At 57.8% G+C, this 12,660-nt stretch carries 11 protein-coding genes, 1 other RNA gene and 1 pseudogene; 11 read left to right on the top strand and 2 right to left on the bottom strand.

What is annotated here, in order from left to right:
• Positions 1-72 precede the first annotated feature (72 nt).
• Genes QU660_RS08930 through QU660_RS08915 form a run of 4 tightly spaced genes read left to right on the top strand, consistent with a single transcriptional unit; the run spans position 73 to position 4,295 of the window.
• Complete coding sequence (locus QU660_RS08930; RefSeq protein WP_304946167.1) at positions 73-1,161, top strand: hypothetical protein; 1,089 nt, start codon at positions 73-75, stop codon at positions 1,159-1,161.
• Positions 1,162-1,163: 2 nt separating this feature from the next.
• Positions 1,164-2,315 carry a DUF5711 family protein gene (locus QU660_RS08925; protein WP_304946166.1) on the top strand — a complete coding sequence of 384 codons (1,152 nt, stop codon included), beginning with the start codon at positions 1,164-1,166 and terminating at the stop codon, positions 2,313-2,315.
• A 16-nt stretch (positions 2,316-2,331) separates the two neighbouring features.
• Positions 2,332-3,279: an ROK family glucokinase gene (locus QU660_RS08920; RefSeq protein ID WP_304946165.1), complete on the top strand. Its 948-nt coding sequence runs from the start codon at positions 2,332-2,334 to the stop codon at positions 3,277-3,279.
• Positions 3,276-4,295 carry an MBL fold metallo-hydrolase gene (locus QU660_RS08915; RefSeq protein WP_304946164.1) on the top strand — a complete coding sequence of 340 codons (1,020 nt, stop codon included), beginning with the start codon at positions 3,276-3,278 and terminating at the stop codon, positions 4,293-4,295. Before QU660_RS08920 ends, QU660_RS08915 begins: the two co-directional genes overlap by 4 nt.
• An 84-nt stretch (positions 4,296-4,379) precedes the next feature.
• Here the strand turns inward: QU660_RS08915 and QU660_RS08910 are convergent, their stop codons facing one another.
• A complete protein-coding gene (locus QU660_RS08910) occupies positions 4,380-6,644 on the bottom strand; it encodes a sensor histidine kinase (RefSeq protein WP_304946163.1) in 2,265 nt (754 codons plus the stop codon).
• A 26-nt stretch (positions 6,645-6,670) separates the two neighbouring features.
• Positions 6,671-7,369: a response regulator transcription factor gene (locus QU660_RS08905; RefSeq protein ID WP_304946162.1), complete on the bottom strand. Its 699-nt coding sequence runs from the start codon at positions 7,367-7,369 to the stop codon at positions 6,671-6,673.
• A 96-nt stretch (positions 7,370-7,465) separates the two neighbouring features.
• Here QU660_RS08905 and tadA point away from each other — a divergent pair, with 96 nt between their 5' ends.
• The 7 genes and pseudogenes from tadA (at position 7,466) to recR (ending at position 12,644) form a co-directional block, all read left to right on the top strand.
• A complete protein-coding gene (gene tadA / locus QU660_RS08900) occupies positions 7,466-7,975 on the top strand; it encodes a tRNA adenosine(34) deaminase TadA (protein ID WP_304946161.1) in 510 nt (169 codons plus the stop codon).
• Between the two features lie 119 nt (positions 7,976-8,094).
• On the top strand, positions 8,095-8,472 hold the full coding sequence (locus QU660_RS08895; protein ID WP_304946160.1) for a hypothetical protein: 378 nt from the start codon (positions 8,095-8,097) through the stop codon (positions 8,470-8,472).
• A 60-nt stretch (positions 8,473-8,532) separates the two neighbouring features.
• Positions 8,533-8,797: signal recognition particle sRNA large type (gene ffs, locus QU660_RS08890), an RNA gene on the top strand.
• A 225-nt stretch (positions 8,798-9,022) separates the two neighbouring features.
• On the top strand, positions 9,023-10,084 hold the full coding sequence (locus QU660_RS08885; protein WP_304947247.1) for a 6-phosphofructokinase: 1,062 nt from the start codon (positions 9,023-9,025) through the stop codon (positions 10,082-10,084).
• A 1-nt stretch (position 10,085) separates the two neighbouring features.
• A pseudogene (gene dnaX, locus QU660_RS08880) lies at positions 10,086-11,676 on the top strand (DNA polymerase III subunit gamma/tau).
• Between the two features lie 39 nt (positions 11,677-11,715).
• On the top strand, positions 11,716-12,036 hold the full coding sequence (locus tag QU660_RS08870; RefSeq protein WP_304946157.1) for a YbaB/EbfC family nucleoid-associated protein: 321 nt from the start codon (positions 11,716-11,718) through the stop codon (positions 12,034-12,036).
• Positions 12,037-12,047: 11 nt separating this feature from the next.
• The gene (gene recR, locus QU660_RS08865; RefSeq protein ID WP_304946156.1) at positions 12,048-12,644 is read left to right on the top strand and encodes a recombination mediator RecR; all 597 of its coding nucleotides are present in this window, start codon (positions 12,048-12,050) and stop codon (positions 12,642-12,644) included.
• The last annotated feature ends 16 nt before the right edge of the window (positions 12,645-12,660 follow it).

The raw sequence follows: 12,660 nt of genomic DNA, 5'->3' as shown, positions 1-12,660 counted from the left end.
TCTATCGTAGCGGAAGCGCGGCGCAAATGCAATGCGGCGCTTAGAAAGGAGTTTTGGGTGGAACAATCGGGTATGGATTACAGTAAGTTCCTCGAGGAAGCGCGTCAGGCGGTAATCGAGGAGGCAGAGCTTCGAAAGCAGGAGGAAGAGCTCGGTGTGCAGGAAGCGGAGCGCCGTCAGGAACTCATGGCGGAGGAGCAGAGCCTCAAGGACAACATCGAGCGCACCGTGCAGAACCGCAGAAAAGAGCTCAGCGATAACTTTGACGACGAAATCGCGCGGGAGCGGGATGCCGTCAAGCGGGCGCAGTCCAAGAAAGAGAGAGCAAAGAGCATAGGCAAGCAGGAGAGAATTGCGTCGGAATCCGCGCCGCTCGAGGATAAGCGGACAGAAATCAAGCGCACACTCCGCGAACTGTTTCGGAAGAACGGGGTTCCCTCGATATTCCGCTCCAAACTCTACTATGCGCTCTACTGGCCGCAGCACTTCGCCGAGTGGATGAAGATTCTGCTCTTTGTCGCAGCTCTCTTTGTCGCGCTGCCCTGCGGCATTTATTTCTTTGCGCTGCCCGAGCACTTGCGCAATATACCGGCTCTGATATTGATTTACATTGCGGATATCGTGGTAATCGGCGGCATCTACACGGCCATCGGCACGCGCTCCAAGCTCCGTTACCTGGAGACCCTGAAAGAGGGGCGTCGCATGCAGAACGAACTTATGCAGCTTGCGCGAGAGCTCAAGAAGTTAAAGAAGAGCATTCAGCGCGATAAGAGCGATGAGCCCTATGCGCTGGACAGCTACGACAGTGAGATTTCCGCGGCGGAGCAGCAGCTTGAGGAGACCCAGCGGAAGAAGCAGGCCGCGATGCAGAAATTCGAAGCGGAAACCTGCGGACTCATTGCGAAGGAACTCAGCGGAGAGGCAGAGCCGCGCATCACACAGAAGAAGAGTGCGTACGAAGAGACCCACAGCCGCTTGACCGAGATCGGCAAAGAGCGGCAGGCAGCGGCCCTCCGCCTTGCGGAAACGTATGAACCCCTGCTCGGCAAGGAGTTCATGTCGGAGGAAAAACTCGAGGCGCTAAAGAATATCATGGATAACGGAACGGCAACCAATTTGGCGGAGGCTGTAGAACAGTACCGGAACCGACAGGAGTCCTGAATATGGCGGGTGAAACAAACACGCTGAAAAAGGACTGGCGCAGACTGATATGGATTACGGCTTGCCTCCTTACGGTGCTGGTTGCGTGGAACATCTACCACGGGCGTAAGAGTTACCGCGCCTATGCGGTGCTGAACCAGCAGGATGTGAGTCAGGGCAGCCTGGTCGGTTACGAGCCCTTCAAGCGAGGTTTTCTCAAGTATTCGAAGGACGGCGTCAGCTATATCGGCGAAAAGAACGAGACCTACTGGTCCTCGAGTTTTGAGATGAAGGACCCGGTCATCGATGTCAACGGGGCTTATGCGGTCATTGCGGACCGCACCGGAAACACCCTGCAGATTTTTGATGAGAAGCACGGAAAAATCGGCGAATGCCGCACGGAGCGAAGTTTGGACAGCGCTTCGATTTCGGCCGGCGGCATTGTCGCGACGCTCGAAGAGGACAGCGTTGCGAGCTATATTCAGTTCTACAACCCGGACGGCACGGTGCTCGACATCACGGTAAAGGCGCTGCTTGAGGGCGACGGTTTCTTTACGGCGCTTGACCTCTCGGATGACGGCAGCCAGGTCATAGTGGGTGTTGCCTATCTCGAGGGCGGCGTGCTCCACGGGAAGGTGGCGGCCTACGATTTCTCGGAGAAAGAGAGCAGCGGCAAGGGGCCGATGCGCGGCGGCGTGGAACCCTTTGCCGGGAAAAATCTGATCTCGGAGGTGCGCTACCTGCAGAACGGAACCGCCTTTGCGGCTTCCACACGCGGGCTCTTCTTCTTCCGGGTCGGAGAACAGAAGGTGGAGGGCTACAGCTCCGTCGAGGCGGAGGAGGAGATACGCTCGCTCTGCTTCGACCGATCCTATGTGGGCATAGTCCTGAACGATACGGTGTCCAAAAACGGGCCGTACCGCATAGAACTCTACAACAGCAGCGGAGAGCGGGTGATGCACGCGAACTTCGGTGAGCACTACAGCGCCTCCTTTGTGGACAAGGGAACCGTGTTCCTGCTCGGGAGCGATACCCTGACCATTTTCTTAAAGAACGGCACCAAACAGTTCAGCGGAAACGTGGATTTTTCTCTGGTGCGCGCCGTGCGCCGTCCCGGGGAAAATCGCTACCTCTGGCTCGGGGCCTCGCACATCAAAGAAGTAAAACTAAAGTGAGCGGAGGGGAAGAAACATGGAGAAGATTTGCATCGGCGTAGATGTCGGCGGAACCGGAATCAAGTTGGGAATGTTTCGGGAAGACGGGACGCTCATCAAGAAATGGGATTTCCCGACCGATACAAGCGATAACGGAAGCCGTATTTTACCGGATATCGCAGAGAGTATCCGAAAGACGATGGATGAGAGCTTTCACGGAAAGGCAGAGTTCATCGGTGTGGGACTCGGCGTTCCGGGGCCGGTGCAGCCGACCGGCTATGTGGAGGTTTGCGTCAACCTGAATTGGCGGGAGATGTACCCGGCGCGCGAGCTCTCCGAACTGCTCGGCGGTGTTCGCGTTGAGGTCGGCAACGATGCCAATGTCGCTGCGCTCGGTGAGGCGTGGCGCGGCGGCGGCGAAGGCGCGGCGAATGCGGTGCTGATTACACTCGGAACCGGTGTCGGCGGCGGCATTGTCATGGACGGCGAAATCGTGACCGGAAAGCACGGTCTCGCGGGCGAGATCGGACACATTCATGTGCGGGACGGCGAGACCGAGCCCTGTAACTGCGGGGCGGTGGGCTGCCTCGAGCAGATTGCGAGTGCCACCGGCATTGTCCGCGAGGCGAAACGCCGCCTCTCGAAAGAAAAGGAGCGGGAGAGCGGCCTCCGCGCCTTCGGCGACAAGCTGACGGCGAAGGATGTCTGCGACCTCGGACGGGAGGGCGATGCCCTCGCGGATGAAATCATGGAGACGGTCGCCAAGTATCTTGGGGAGACGGTTGACATGCTCGCTATGACCATAGACCCGGAGATCTTTATCATCGGCGGCGGCGTATCCCGGGCGGGGGCTTACCTGCTCGACAAAATCAGAGTCTATTACGACCGCTATATGAAGATCTCTCAGAACCGCGGTCGCGTGGTGCTCGCGGAGCTCGGCAACGACGCCGGCATCTACGGCGCGGCAAAGCTGGTGCTCGGATGACGCAGGAGCTTTTCCCGGGCGTCTTTGTGGTCGAAGCCGAGACCGAAATGGTAGGCGTCCGGCATTTGAATTACGGTATTTTGCGCGGAAAACCCGGCGAGCGTAGCGTGCTGATTGACTGCGGCTTTCCGGCGGGACTGGATCCTTCCGGGGCAAAGACTCTCAGGGAGGCGTTCGCCGCCTTACAAATAACGCCCGCGGAACTCGATGTGCTGATTACACACGGGCACAAGGATCACCTCGGGCAGGCGCAGGAACTCGAACGTTTGGGTGCGCGCATCTTTGTAAACCCGGAGGACATGGATCAAAGCGCCATTCTGAACACCCTCCTTATGGGCGATGAAGGACGGCGCATGCTCTTTCGCTTGGTCGGGCTCGAGACCTATGATCGGGAGACCTATGCGGCCTTCTGGGAGGCGGCGGACGGCTTTGTGGAGGGCTATCGAAACATCTGGGACTTTCCCTACACGCCCATACACCCGGGGGAGAGCCGCACGGTCGGCGACTATTGCATCGAGGTTGCGGCGCTGCCGGGACATACGCGGGGGGAGCTCGGCTTCTTCGATCGGAAGCACAAATTTATTTTCAGCGGGGACCATGTGCTCGAAGAGGTTGCGCCCATCGTGAGCAACATCGGCGAGTTTCCGAATGCGCTGTCCGCCTATCTCGGAACGCTTCGAGAGGCCGCGGAGCGCTTTTCGGACTATCTCTTTGTGCCCGGGCACGGCGCCCCCTTCCGAAACCCGGAGACTGCCGTCCGGAAGGCAGAGCGCTATTACCGGAAGCACTGCGACCAGCTGGAAAAAATTGTCAGAACAGAGGGGAGAGCGGTGTTGCTCCGCGACGTCGGGTCCATGGCCTACCGTCGCTATCGGCGGCCGCTCACCATGAAGGAGAGAGAAGTCTGCATTCAGATTTGGTTTAAGACTTACGCCTGCTTAAAATACTTGGAAGAACAGGGGCGTCTTCGGGAAGAGCTGAGAGACGGCGCATCCTATTGGATTGCGGTATCGTGAGCAAAGCGCCGGCAAAGAAACAAGAAAACAGGCAAAGAAAAACGCGTCCGGGATTCGGACGCGTTTTTCTTTGCCTGCGCTTATTTATTCGGTGACGCGGCGAAAGCGCACGCTCGCCTTGAAGTAATCGCCGTCGATTTGGATGTCCAGCGTGCCGCCCTGCAGCTCCGTGAGCGACTTCGCAATCGAGAGCCCGAGGCCGCTGCCCTCGGTCGTTCGGGAGCGGTCGCCGCGCACAAAGCGCTCGGTCAGCTCCTCGGGGCTTATGTTCAAAGCGCTCGCCGAGATATTCTTCAGCGTAAAGCTAACAAAGGCCTCATCCGCCGAAACTTCCGCGTAGACGCGGGAGTTTTTGGCGGCGTACTTGCAGGCGTTGTTGTAGAGATTTTCGAGGACGCGCCACAGGTGTTGGCCGTCCGCGAAGATATAGAGCGGCTCTTCGGGGAGGGTCGGAATCAGCGTGAGCCCGCTCGCTAGGAAGCGCTCTTCGAACTCGCCGTTGGTCTGTTCCACCAGTTCGACAAAGTCGATTTTTACGGGATCGATCTGCACATTGCCGGTGGAAGCCTTGCTCGCTTCAACCAAGTCCTCGGTCAGGGTCTTTAAGTGCTGCGATTTTTTCTCTAAGATGTCGACATAGTTCTGCACCGCGGGATCGGAGGGATGTGCTCTCCGAATCAGATCGATGTAGTTGATAATCGAAGTGAGCGGCGTCTTGATGTCGTGCGACACATTTGTGATGAGCTCGGCCTTCATGCGTTCGGAGCGAACACTGTCGTTCAGGGCGCGCTGAAGTCCCGCGTTGATGTTGTTGATGGTCGCGGCGAGCCGCGCTTCTTTGCCGTGGAAGCGCGCGGGGTTTAGGAGCTGTTCGCTCCGATCGGGCTCGCTGTCCAGCAGGCCGATGGCGGCCGCAATCTCATCGCTCTCGCTCTGTTTCTGATAGAGATGCTGATAGAGCCAGAGATCGAAGATGGCCAGCAAAAGAATTAAGAAACTTGCCTCGAGCCGCGCGTTCAGCGACTTGCCGTGCAGCAGGAGAAAGCTTGCGGTCACCGCGCCCGCGAGATTTACCAAGAGAAAAAGCAGGTAATAAACCGTCATTCGCTGCACAAAACTCACCGTTCTCGACTGCCGCACGAGGCTCTCGAAGAGCTCCCGAAGAAAGCTGTTCTCCCAAAGGATTTTCGCCTTATGCATGCGGAGGGCGGAGAACCAGAAAATCAGCACAAAGAGGTAGATGATGGCCGCGTGAAGCAATTTCTCCGAGAAGGACCAGTAGGCCGTGGGCAGCATGAGATGCAGGATGCGCACCGCAACCTGGGTCGCAAAGAGCATACAGAGGGCACAGAGAGCGCCGAGCAGCAAAGCCTTGCGCTCGATGCGGTAGCGATCGATGGGAAGCAGTTGAATTTCGACCGCACCCTTGCGCTTATGTCCCGAGAGCAGAGAGAGGGAAATCAGCGTGAGCAGCATAAAGCTTGCGCCCGCAAAGAGGAAAATCATGCCGACCCCGTAGAGCGCGCGCTGGCGCGCATAGTTCAGCACGCCTTGGTAAAAGGCATCCTGCAGGGGATAGTTCGTATCGACCGCGAGTATCAGGTGATAGTCCGCGGTTCGGCTCGCAACCTCCTCGAGGAGCAGCGAGCGTATCTTGTTCGGCGTCTCCGGCAGATTGTTGTCCGGCAGAGGATTTTCGGAGTTGAAAATCGCATAGCGCCCAAAGGAACGCGCCTGCGCATCGCTTAAGCCGGGGCGGTTCGTATAGTTCTTCCGCCCGTCGATTTCCAGGAGATAGTAGAGATTTGAATTCCCCGTGTTAAAGAGCTTAACACCCCGGTAGTAGTCACCGAGGCACTGCATGACCTCGCGAGTCATGGTGTCGAGGGTCTTAAAGGCGGAGCCGGGACCGGTTGCTTTCTGGGTCTCTCGGTAGGCTCTCCAAGTAATCGGATAGGTCTGACCGTCGCCGCCGGGTGCCGCGTCGTCATGAACCACGCGGTAGTCGTTGTCAAAGGAGTAACCGTGCTCCTTGGCGTAGGCAAGGACATCGGCGACGCTGAAAAGCTTCTCGGCGCCGTTGCCGTCGGAATAGGAGAAGACCTCGTTGTCGGCGTCAAAGGCGCCGTCGGTCTCGAACACATCACGGTAGCGGACATAGCCGAGCAGTTGCTGTACCCGATCGCGGAGCAGGGCCTCAAAGGCGGGCGAGTCCTCGTAGTGCGCGGGATTCACCCAACTAAGCCCCTCGCGAAAGGCTGCGCTCCCGTAGAGCAGGCAGATGCCGGACAGGAAGGCGAGAAGCGCCAGAAGATGCACAAGCAGCAGAACCGCCTTTTTGTAGAACATAACTTTTTCTGCCTGGGCGTCCGATTTCATGGCTTCTTTTCCACCTTATAGCCGACGCCCCAGACAACCTTTAAGTAGCGCGGCTCCTTCGGATTGATTTCAATCTTTTCGCGAATGTGGCGGATGTGGACGGCAACGGTGTTATCCGCGCCGATGGCCTCCTCGTTCCAAATTTTCTCGTAGATCTCATCGATCGAGAACACCTTGCCCGCGTTCTTGACGAGCAGCAGGAGGATGTTGTACTCAATCGGCGTGAGTTTGACGGCATTGCCGCCGACCTGAACTTCCTTGGTCTCATCGTTGATCACCAGATCTCCGACCGAGTAGAGGTGCTGATTGTCGCGGCTGTCCACGTTGCCGAGCTCCGTATAGCGGCGGAGCTGGCTCTTGACGCGCGCCACGAGTTCCAAGGGATTGAAGGGCTTGGTGAGATAGTCGTCCGCACCGATGTTCAGGCCCAAAATCTTATCATTGTCTTCGGATTTGGCCGAGAGAATGATAATCGGGATGGAGCTCTTCTCTCGGACCTGTCTGGTGGTCCGGATGCCGTCCAGTCCGGGCATCATGACATCGACAATCAGGAGATCGACCGGCGTCTCCTCCATAATTTCCAGCGCCTCCGCGCCGTCGTAGGCGGGAAGAACTTTAAAGCCCTCGCCGGTGAGGTAGATGCTGATTGCCTCGACGATTTCGTGGTCATCGTCACAAACCAGAATTCTCTGCATATGCTTTCCTCGCTGTGTTAAAATAAACCTTCCGGTTGCAACGCGGGTTTTGAGCCGCGTTTCATCTAGTATAACATAAGGAGAGCAGGAAGCGAAATGACGGATGAACAGTTGATGCGGGCCGCAATTCGGGAGGCCGGAAAAGCGGAGGCACTCGGCGAGACGCCGATCGGCTGTGTGATTGCGCGCGAGGGAAAAATCATCGCGCGGGGCTATAACCGTCGTATGACGGATAAGCAGACGCTTGCGCACGCGGAGCTCTTTGCCATACGAAAGGCCTGCAAAAAGGCGGGAGACTGGCGGCTTGAGGACTGCACGCTCTATGTGACGCTGGAACCCTGTCCCATGTGCGCGGGGGCCATTGTGCAGGCGCGTATTCCGCGGGTGGTCTACGGGGCCTCGAATCCCAAGGCAGGCTGCGCAGGGTCGGTGCTGAATCTGCTTAACGAGCCGCGCTTTAATCATCAAGCCGCTGTGGAAGCCGGTCTCCTCGGTGAAACGTGTGCGGATCTCATGCGGGATTTCTTTCGCACATTGCGGGAGAAAAAACGCGTCGCACAGACAGAGAGCGCGAATGAAGCGGGAAAAACGGAACAAGAAGACTGAATTCCCAGACAATATCAGCCTAAAACTACAAAACACCGCGAATGAGATTGCAAAACTCCAAGAACTATACTATACTTAATGCGGGAGAAAAGTGTGTTATACGGTAAAGGAGAGGTCTCATGGAGCGGGCGGAGCGGTATTTTCAGCGTATCTTTGTCGGCTATGCGAGCTTCTATCAGCTTCTTCTGCTACTTGAGTGTGCTGTCCAGTATGTGAGCGGCAGTGCGCGCAGTTTTGCGACGCATAACTTCCTGTTGAACGGGATTTTGTTGCTCATGAGCCTTTATGCCATGTTCCGGCTCGGGCAGAAAGAGAGAAGACCTTCGCTCACGCTGAAACTCGCGCTGATTGCGCTGTTCTGCGTGCTCGGAAAAGAGGTGGTGTTACAGGGGGCGGAGCCGCCCTACGCCTATGCGGAACTTTTGAACGGGGAGTTCTTCTTCATGGTTTTCTTACTCTATCAGGCCGTGATTTGCCGCGAGACCGAGTACTTTTGAAGCGCGGAAGCGGGCGCTGTCCGCTTGACAAAGCGCAGGTGGCTCTCGTATACTGAAAGTCCGCACAGCCGGGGAGACGGCGGTTCCCTGCACCTGCAGTCCGCCATAGCAGGGGTGATATCCCGCCTCGGGCGTGCAGAGCTGTGAAGCAGCCCGCGATAAGCGGCGTAGACGCGAGGGCCCCTGCGCGGCGTACCTTTGTGAACCGTGTCAGGGCAGGAATGCAGCAGCACTAAGCAAATGCGTACGGGCGATGCGGGATCGCCGTCGCCGAGCTGGCTGCCGCGGTAACGTTCATGGCTCCCGTTCAAAGCGGGATGTGCGGCTTGTTTTTGACTTGACAGAGAGAGACGGCAGAGCCGTCTTTTTTTGTTTTTGGCTTTCTTGTGATATGGCCGAATCTGTCGTATACTTTTGACAAGTATGCGGCGTTTTGAGGTGCATACGCAAGCGGTAAGAGGAGTCGGATATGGCAGAAAAAGAAAAGTTAGAGAGAGAGAAGTCGGAGAAGGCAAAAACAGAGAAAAAGGGCGGCAGAATTCGCGTCGGTATGCTGACCAGCGGCGGCGATTGCCAGGCGTTGAATGCGACCATGCGCGGCATTGCGAAGGCGCTTTACAATCTGTACGAGAGCGTGGACATTGTCGGCTTTCGGGACGGTTACCGCGGCCTCATGTATGAGGACTACCGTCTGTTGTTAAAGAATGATTTTTCGGGCATACTCACGCGGGGCGGCACCCTGCTCGGCACCAGCCGGCAGCCGTTCAAGCAGATGACCGTGCCGGATGAAAACGGAAACAATAAGGTGGAACTCATGAAGGCGACCTACCGGAAGCTGGGGCTTGACTGCCTCTGTGTGCTCGGCGGAAACGGAAGCCAGAAGACGGCAAACCTGCTGCGCGAGGAGGGACTCAACATTGTCTCCCTGCCGAAGACCATAGACAACGATCTCTACGGCACGGATGAGACCTTCGGTTTTCAGAGTGCCATTGAAATCGCGTCCAATGCGATTGACTGCATTCACACCACGGCGGCATCGCACGGCAGAGTCTTTATTGTCGAGGTCATGGGACACAAGGTGGGTTGGCTCACGCTCTACGCGGGCATCGCGGGCGGCGCGGATATCATCCTGATTCCGGAAATTCCCTACGACATTCACGCCGTCATCGAGGCGCTTCAGAAGAGACAGAAAGCGGGCAGCCGTTTCTCGATTATCGTGGTCGCGGAGGGTGCAATCTCGAAGGAGACCGCGGCCCTCAGCAAGAAGGAGAGAAAGACCAAGCTTGCGGCGCGGCGCTATCCCTCGGTTGCCTATGAGATCGGCGCGGAAATCGAGGCGCTCACCGGCCAGGAAGTGCGCGTGACCGTGCCGGGACACACCCAGCGCGGCGGCGCGCCGAACCCCTATGACCGCGTGCTGTCCACGCGTCTCGGCGCGCGCGCGGCAAAGCTGATTTACGACGGCAAGTTCGGGCAGATGGTCGTGATTCGGAACAATGAAATTACGAGCATTCCGCTCGAGGAGTCGGCCGGCAAGTTAAAGGTTGTGGATCCGAATTCTTCGATTGTCGAAGAGGCGCGGCTCCTGGGCCTCTCGTTCGGAGACCGCTGAGATGGCGTATGTCGCACTCTATCGCAAGTGGAGACCCCAAAACTTCGATGAGGTAAAGGGGCAGGATGCCGTCTGCACGGCACTCCGCAACCAGGTTGAGAGCGGGCGTGTGGGACACGCCTATCTCTTCTGCGGGACCAGGGGCACGGGTAAGACGAGTGTCGCAAAGATTATGGCGCGCGCCGTGAACTGCGAGCAGCCGGAGCGGGGCAACCCCTGCGGTGTCTGCGCATCCTGCCGGGCTATACTCTCGGAGAGCTCCATGAACGTGCAGGAGATCGATGCGGCATCGAATAACGGCGTCGACAACATCCGAGATATCAAGGAGCAGGTGCAGTACCCGCCGACCGCCGGAAAATACCGGGTCTTTATCATCGACGAGGTGCACATGCTCTCGAGCGGCGCTTTCAACGCGCTCTTAAAGACCTTGGAAGAACCGCCGCCCTACGTGATTTTCATTCTGGCGACGACGGAGCAGAGTAAAATACCGGTCACCGTCCTGTCCCGCTGCCAGCGCTACGATTTTCGCCGCATCACGGCGGATACCATTGCGGAGCGCTTGCGGGAACTTGCGACGGCCGAAGGGATACAGGCGGAAGCGGAAGCCCTGCGTTACATTGCGACCCAGGCGGACGGTGCCATGCGAGACGCCCTGAGTCTGCTCGATGAGTGCGTGGCCTTTTGTCCGGACGGAGAGATACGCTACGAGGCGGTGCTGAATATACTCGGCGCCGTGGATGTCTCGGTCTTTTCCGGGCTGTTTCGCGCACTGCTTCGCGGCCGGGCGGGGGAGGCGCTTGAAATTCTGAACCGCGCCTTTTTGGAAGGGCGTGAGCTCGGACAGTTCAATGCGGACTTCCTCTGGTATCTCAGAAACCTGCTGGTCTTAAAGACCGCGGCGCGCGGACGGCTTGGTGGACTGCGCCGGAGAGCGCCTCAAGCAGCTCCGGGCGGATGCCGAACAGGCGAACAAGGCGGCGCTGCTTCGTGCGATTCGCGTGCAATCGGAACTCGCCCAGCAGCTGCGCTATGCCTCGGATAAGCGAACGCTCACGGAACTCTCGCTGATTCGGCTCTCGGAGCCGGAGATGGATACGGACGGCGATGCGCTTCTCAGCCGCATTGCGCGTCTGGAGAAGCGGATACAGGAACTCGGGAAACGGGGTGTGGTGCAGACGGTCGCGGTGACGGCGGAAGCCGAGCCGCAGGCCGAAGTGCCGGAAGCGGCGGAGACAGCCGCCGAGGAAGTTGCCCTGCCGCGCGCGGCCTATGAGGACTTTATGAAAATCCGCGGAGAGCTCGGCAGCATCGCAGAGAGCCTCGGCGGCATTTACGGGCCCATGTTGCACCGCTGTGAACTCGTGGCGGAGGAGGGCGGAAAGCTGACCCTCTGCTGTCCGGATGAAATCACCGAAAAGAGCTTTCAGAGCGGCGGGCTCAAGGCCTTGGAAGACTGCCTGACCGCACGCTACGGGCGGACGTTTTCACTCGGCACCAAGTATGTGCGCGGCGGAACGGCGGCGCGGAGTTATCGCATCACGGATGAAGAGTTACGGGAACAAATTCACTTCCCGATTGAGCGGGAAAACTAAGCGCTGCGGCGCAAAACCTGAGAGAAGAGGAGAAGAGAGATGGCAAGATTTAACGGTATGCCCGGCAACGCAAATAACATGATGAAGCAACTCCAGAAGATGCAGAAGCAGATGGAGGAGCAGGCAAAGGCCTTCGAGAGCAAGGAATTCGAGGCGACGGCCGGCGGCGGCGCGGTGCGCGTCACGGTGGTCGGCGGCAGAGAAGTCAGCAAGATTACGCTGGACAAGGATGCGGTGGATCCGGACGATGTCGAGATGCTTGAGGATCTCATCAAGGCGGCGGTCAATGAGGCGCTTCGCATGGCTGAGACCGAAAACCAGCAGATGATGGGCAAGCTGACCGGCGGCCTTTCCTTCTAAACAGGTTTTCAATGGACTACTACGGCAAACAAATCACAAGGCTCATGGAAGAGCTGTCCGCGCTGCCGGGAGTCGGAAGAAAGTCCGCGCAGCGCCTTGCGTTTCATATCATCAACATGCCGACGGAGCGCGTCGAGTCTCTGACCGACGCCATCCGAAGCGCGCGGCAGAATGTGCGCTATTGCAAGGAATGTTTTACGCTGACGGATGAGGATCTGTGCCCCATCTGTAAGAGTACCAAGCGCAATCACAGACAGATTATGGTGGTAGAGAACACGAGAGATCTCGCCGCCTATGAGAAAACAGGAAAATACGAAGGCGTCTACCATGTGTTGCACGGTGCCATTTCCCCGATGCTCGGCATCGGGCCCTCGGACATCAAGCTGAAAGAGCTGATGCGCCGCCTGGAGGGCGATGTGGAAGAGGTCATCATCGCGACCAATCCGAGTCTGGAGGGCGAAACCACTGCGATGTACATTGCGAAGTTGGTCAAGCCGACGGGCATTAAGGTCTCCAGAATTGCGAGCGGCGTGCCGGTGGGCGGCGATTTGGAATATATCGATGAGGTCACGCTCTTGCGTGCCTTGGAAGGAAGAACGGAGCTATAGAGAGGCGGAAAGGAAG

Origin of the sequence: Stomatobaculum sp. F0698 (assembly GCF_030644385.1) — a bacterium.
Classification (GTDB): Bacteria; Bacillota; Clostridia; order Lachnospirales; family Lachnospiraceae; genus Moryella.
The sequence above is the reverse complement of the archived record's forward strand: the minus strand, read 5'-3'. Positions and strand labels throughout refer to the sequence as shown.

What these genes read in the sequence shown, in the direction of transcription:
- QU660_RS08930 (WP_304946167.1), top strand. Translation starts at nt 73, where the DNA reads ATGGATTACAGTAAGTTCCTCGAGGAAGCGCGTCAGGCGGTAATCGAG.
- QU660_RS08925 (WP_304946166.1), top strand. Translation starts at nt 1,164, where the DNA reads ATGGCGGGTGAAACAAACACGCTGAAAAAGGACTGGCGCAGACTGATA.
- QU660_RS08920 (WP_304946165.1), top strand. Translation starts at nt 2,332, where the DNA reads ATGGAGAAGATTTGCATCGGCGTAGATGTCGGCGGAACCGGAATCAAG.
- QU660_RS08915 (WP_304946164.1), top strand. Translation starts at nt 3,276, where the DNA reads ATGACGCAGGAGCTTTTCCCGGGCGTCTTTGTGGTCGAAGCCGAGACC.
- QU660_RS08910 (WP_304946163.1), bottom strand. Translation starts at nt 6,644, where the DNA reads ATGTTCTACAAAAAGGCGGTTCTGCTGCTTGTGCATCTTCTGGCGCTT.
- QU660_RS08905 (WP_304946162.1), bottom strand. Translation starts at nt 7,369, where the DNA reads ATGCAGAGAATTCTGGTTTGTGACGATGACCACGAAATCGTCGAGGCA.
- tadA (WP_304946161.1), top strand. Translation starts at nt 7,466, where the DNA reads ATGACGGATGAACAGTTGATGCGGGCCGCAATTCGGGAGGCCGGAAAA.
- QU660_RS08895 (WP_304946160.1), top strand. Translation starts at nt 8,095, where the DNA reads ATGGAGCGGGCGGAGCGGTATTTTCAGCGTATCTTTGTCGGCTATGCG.
- QU660_RS08885 (WP_304947247.1), top strand. Translation starts at nt 9,023, where the DNA reads ATGCTGACCAGCGGCGGCGATTGCCAGGCGTTGAATGCGACCATGCGC.
- QU660_RS08870 (WP_304946157.1), top strand. Translation starts at nt 11,716, where the DNA reads ATGGCAAGATTTAACGGTATGCCCGGCAACGCAAATAACATGATGAAG.
- recR (WP_304946156.1), top strand. Translation starts at nt 12,048, where the DNA reads ATGGACTACTACGGCAAACAAATCACAAGGCTCATGGAAGAGCTGTCC.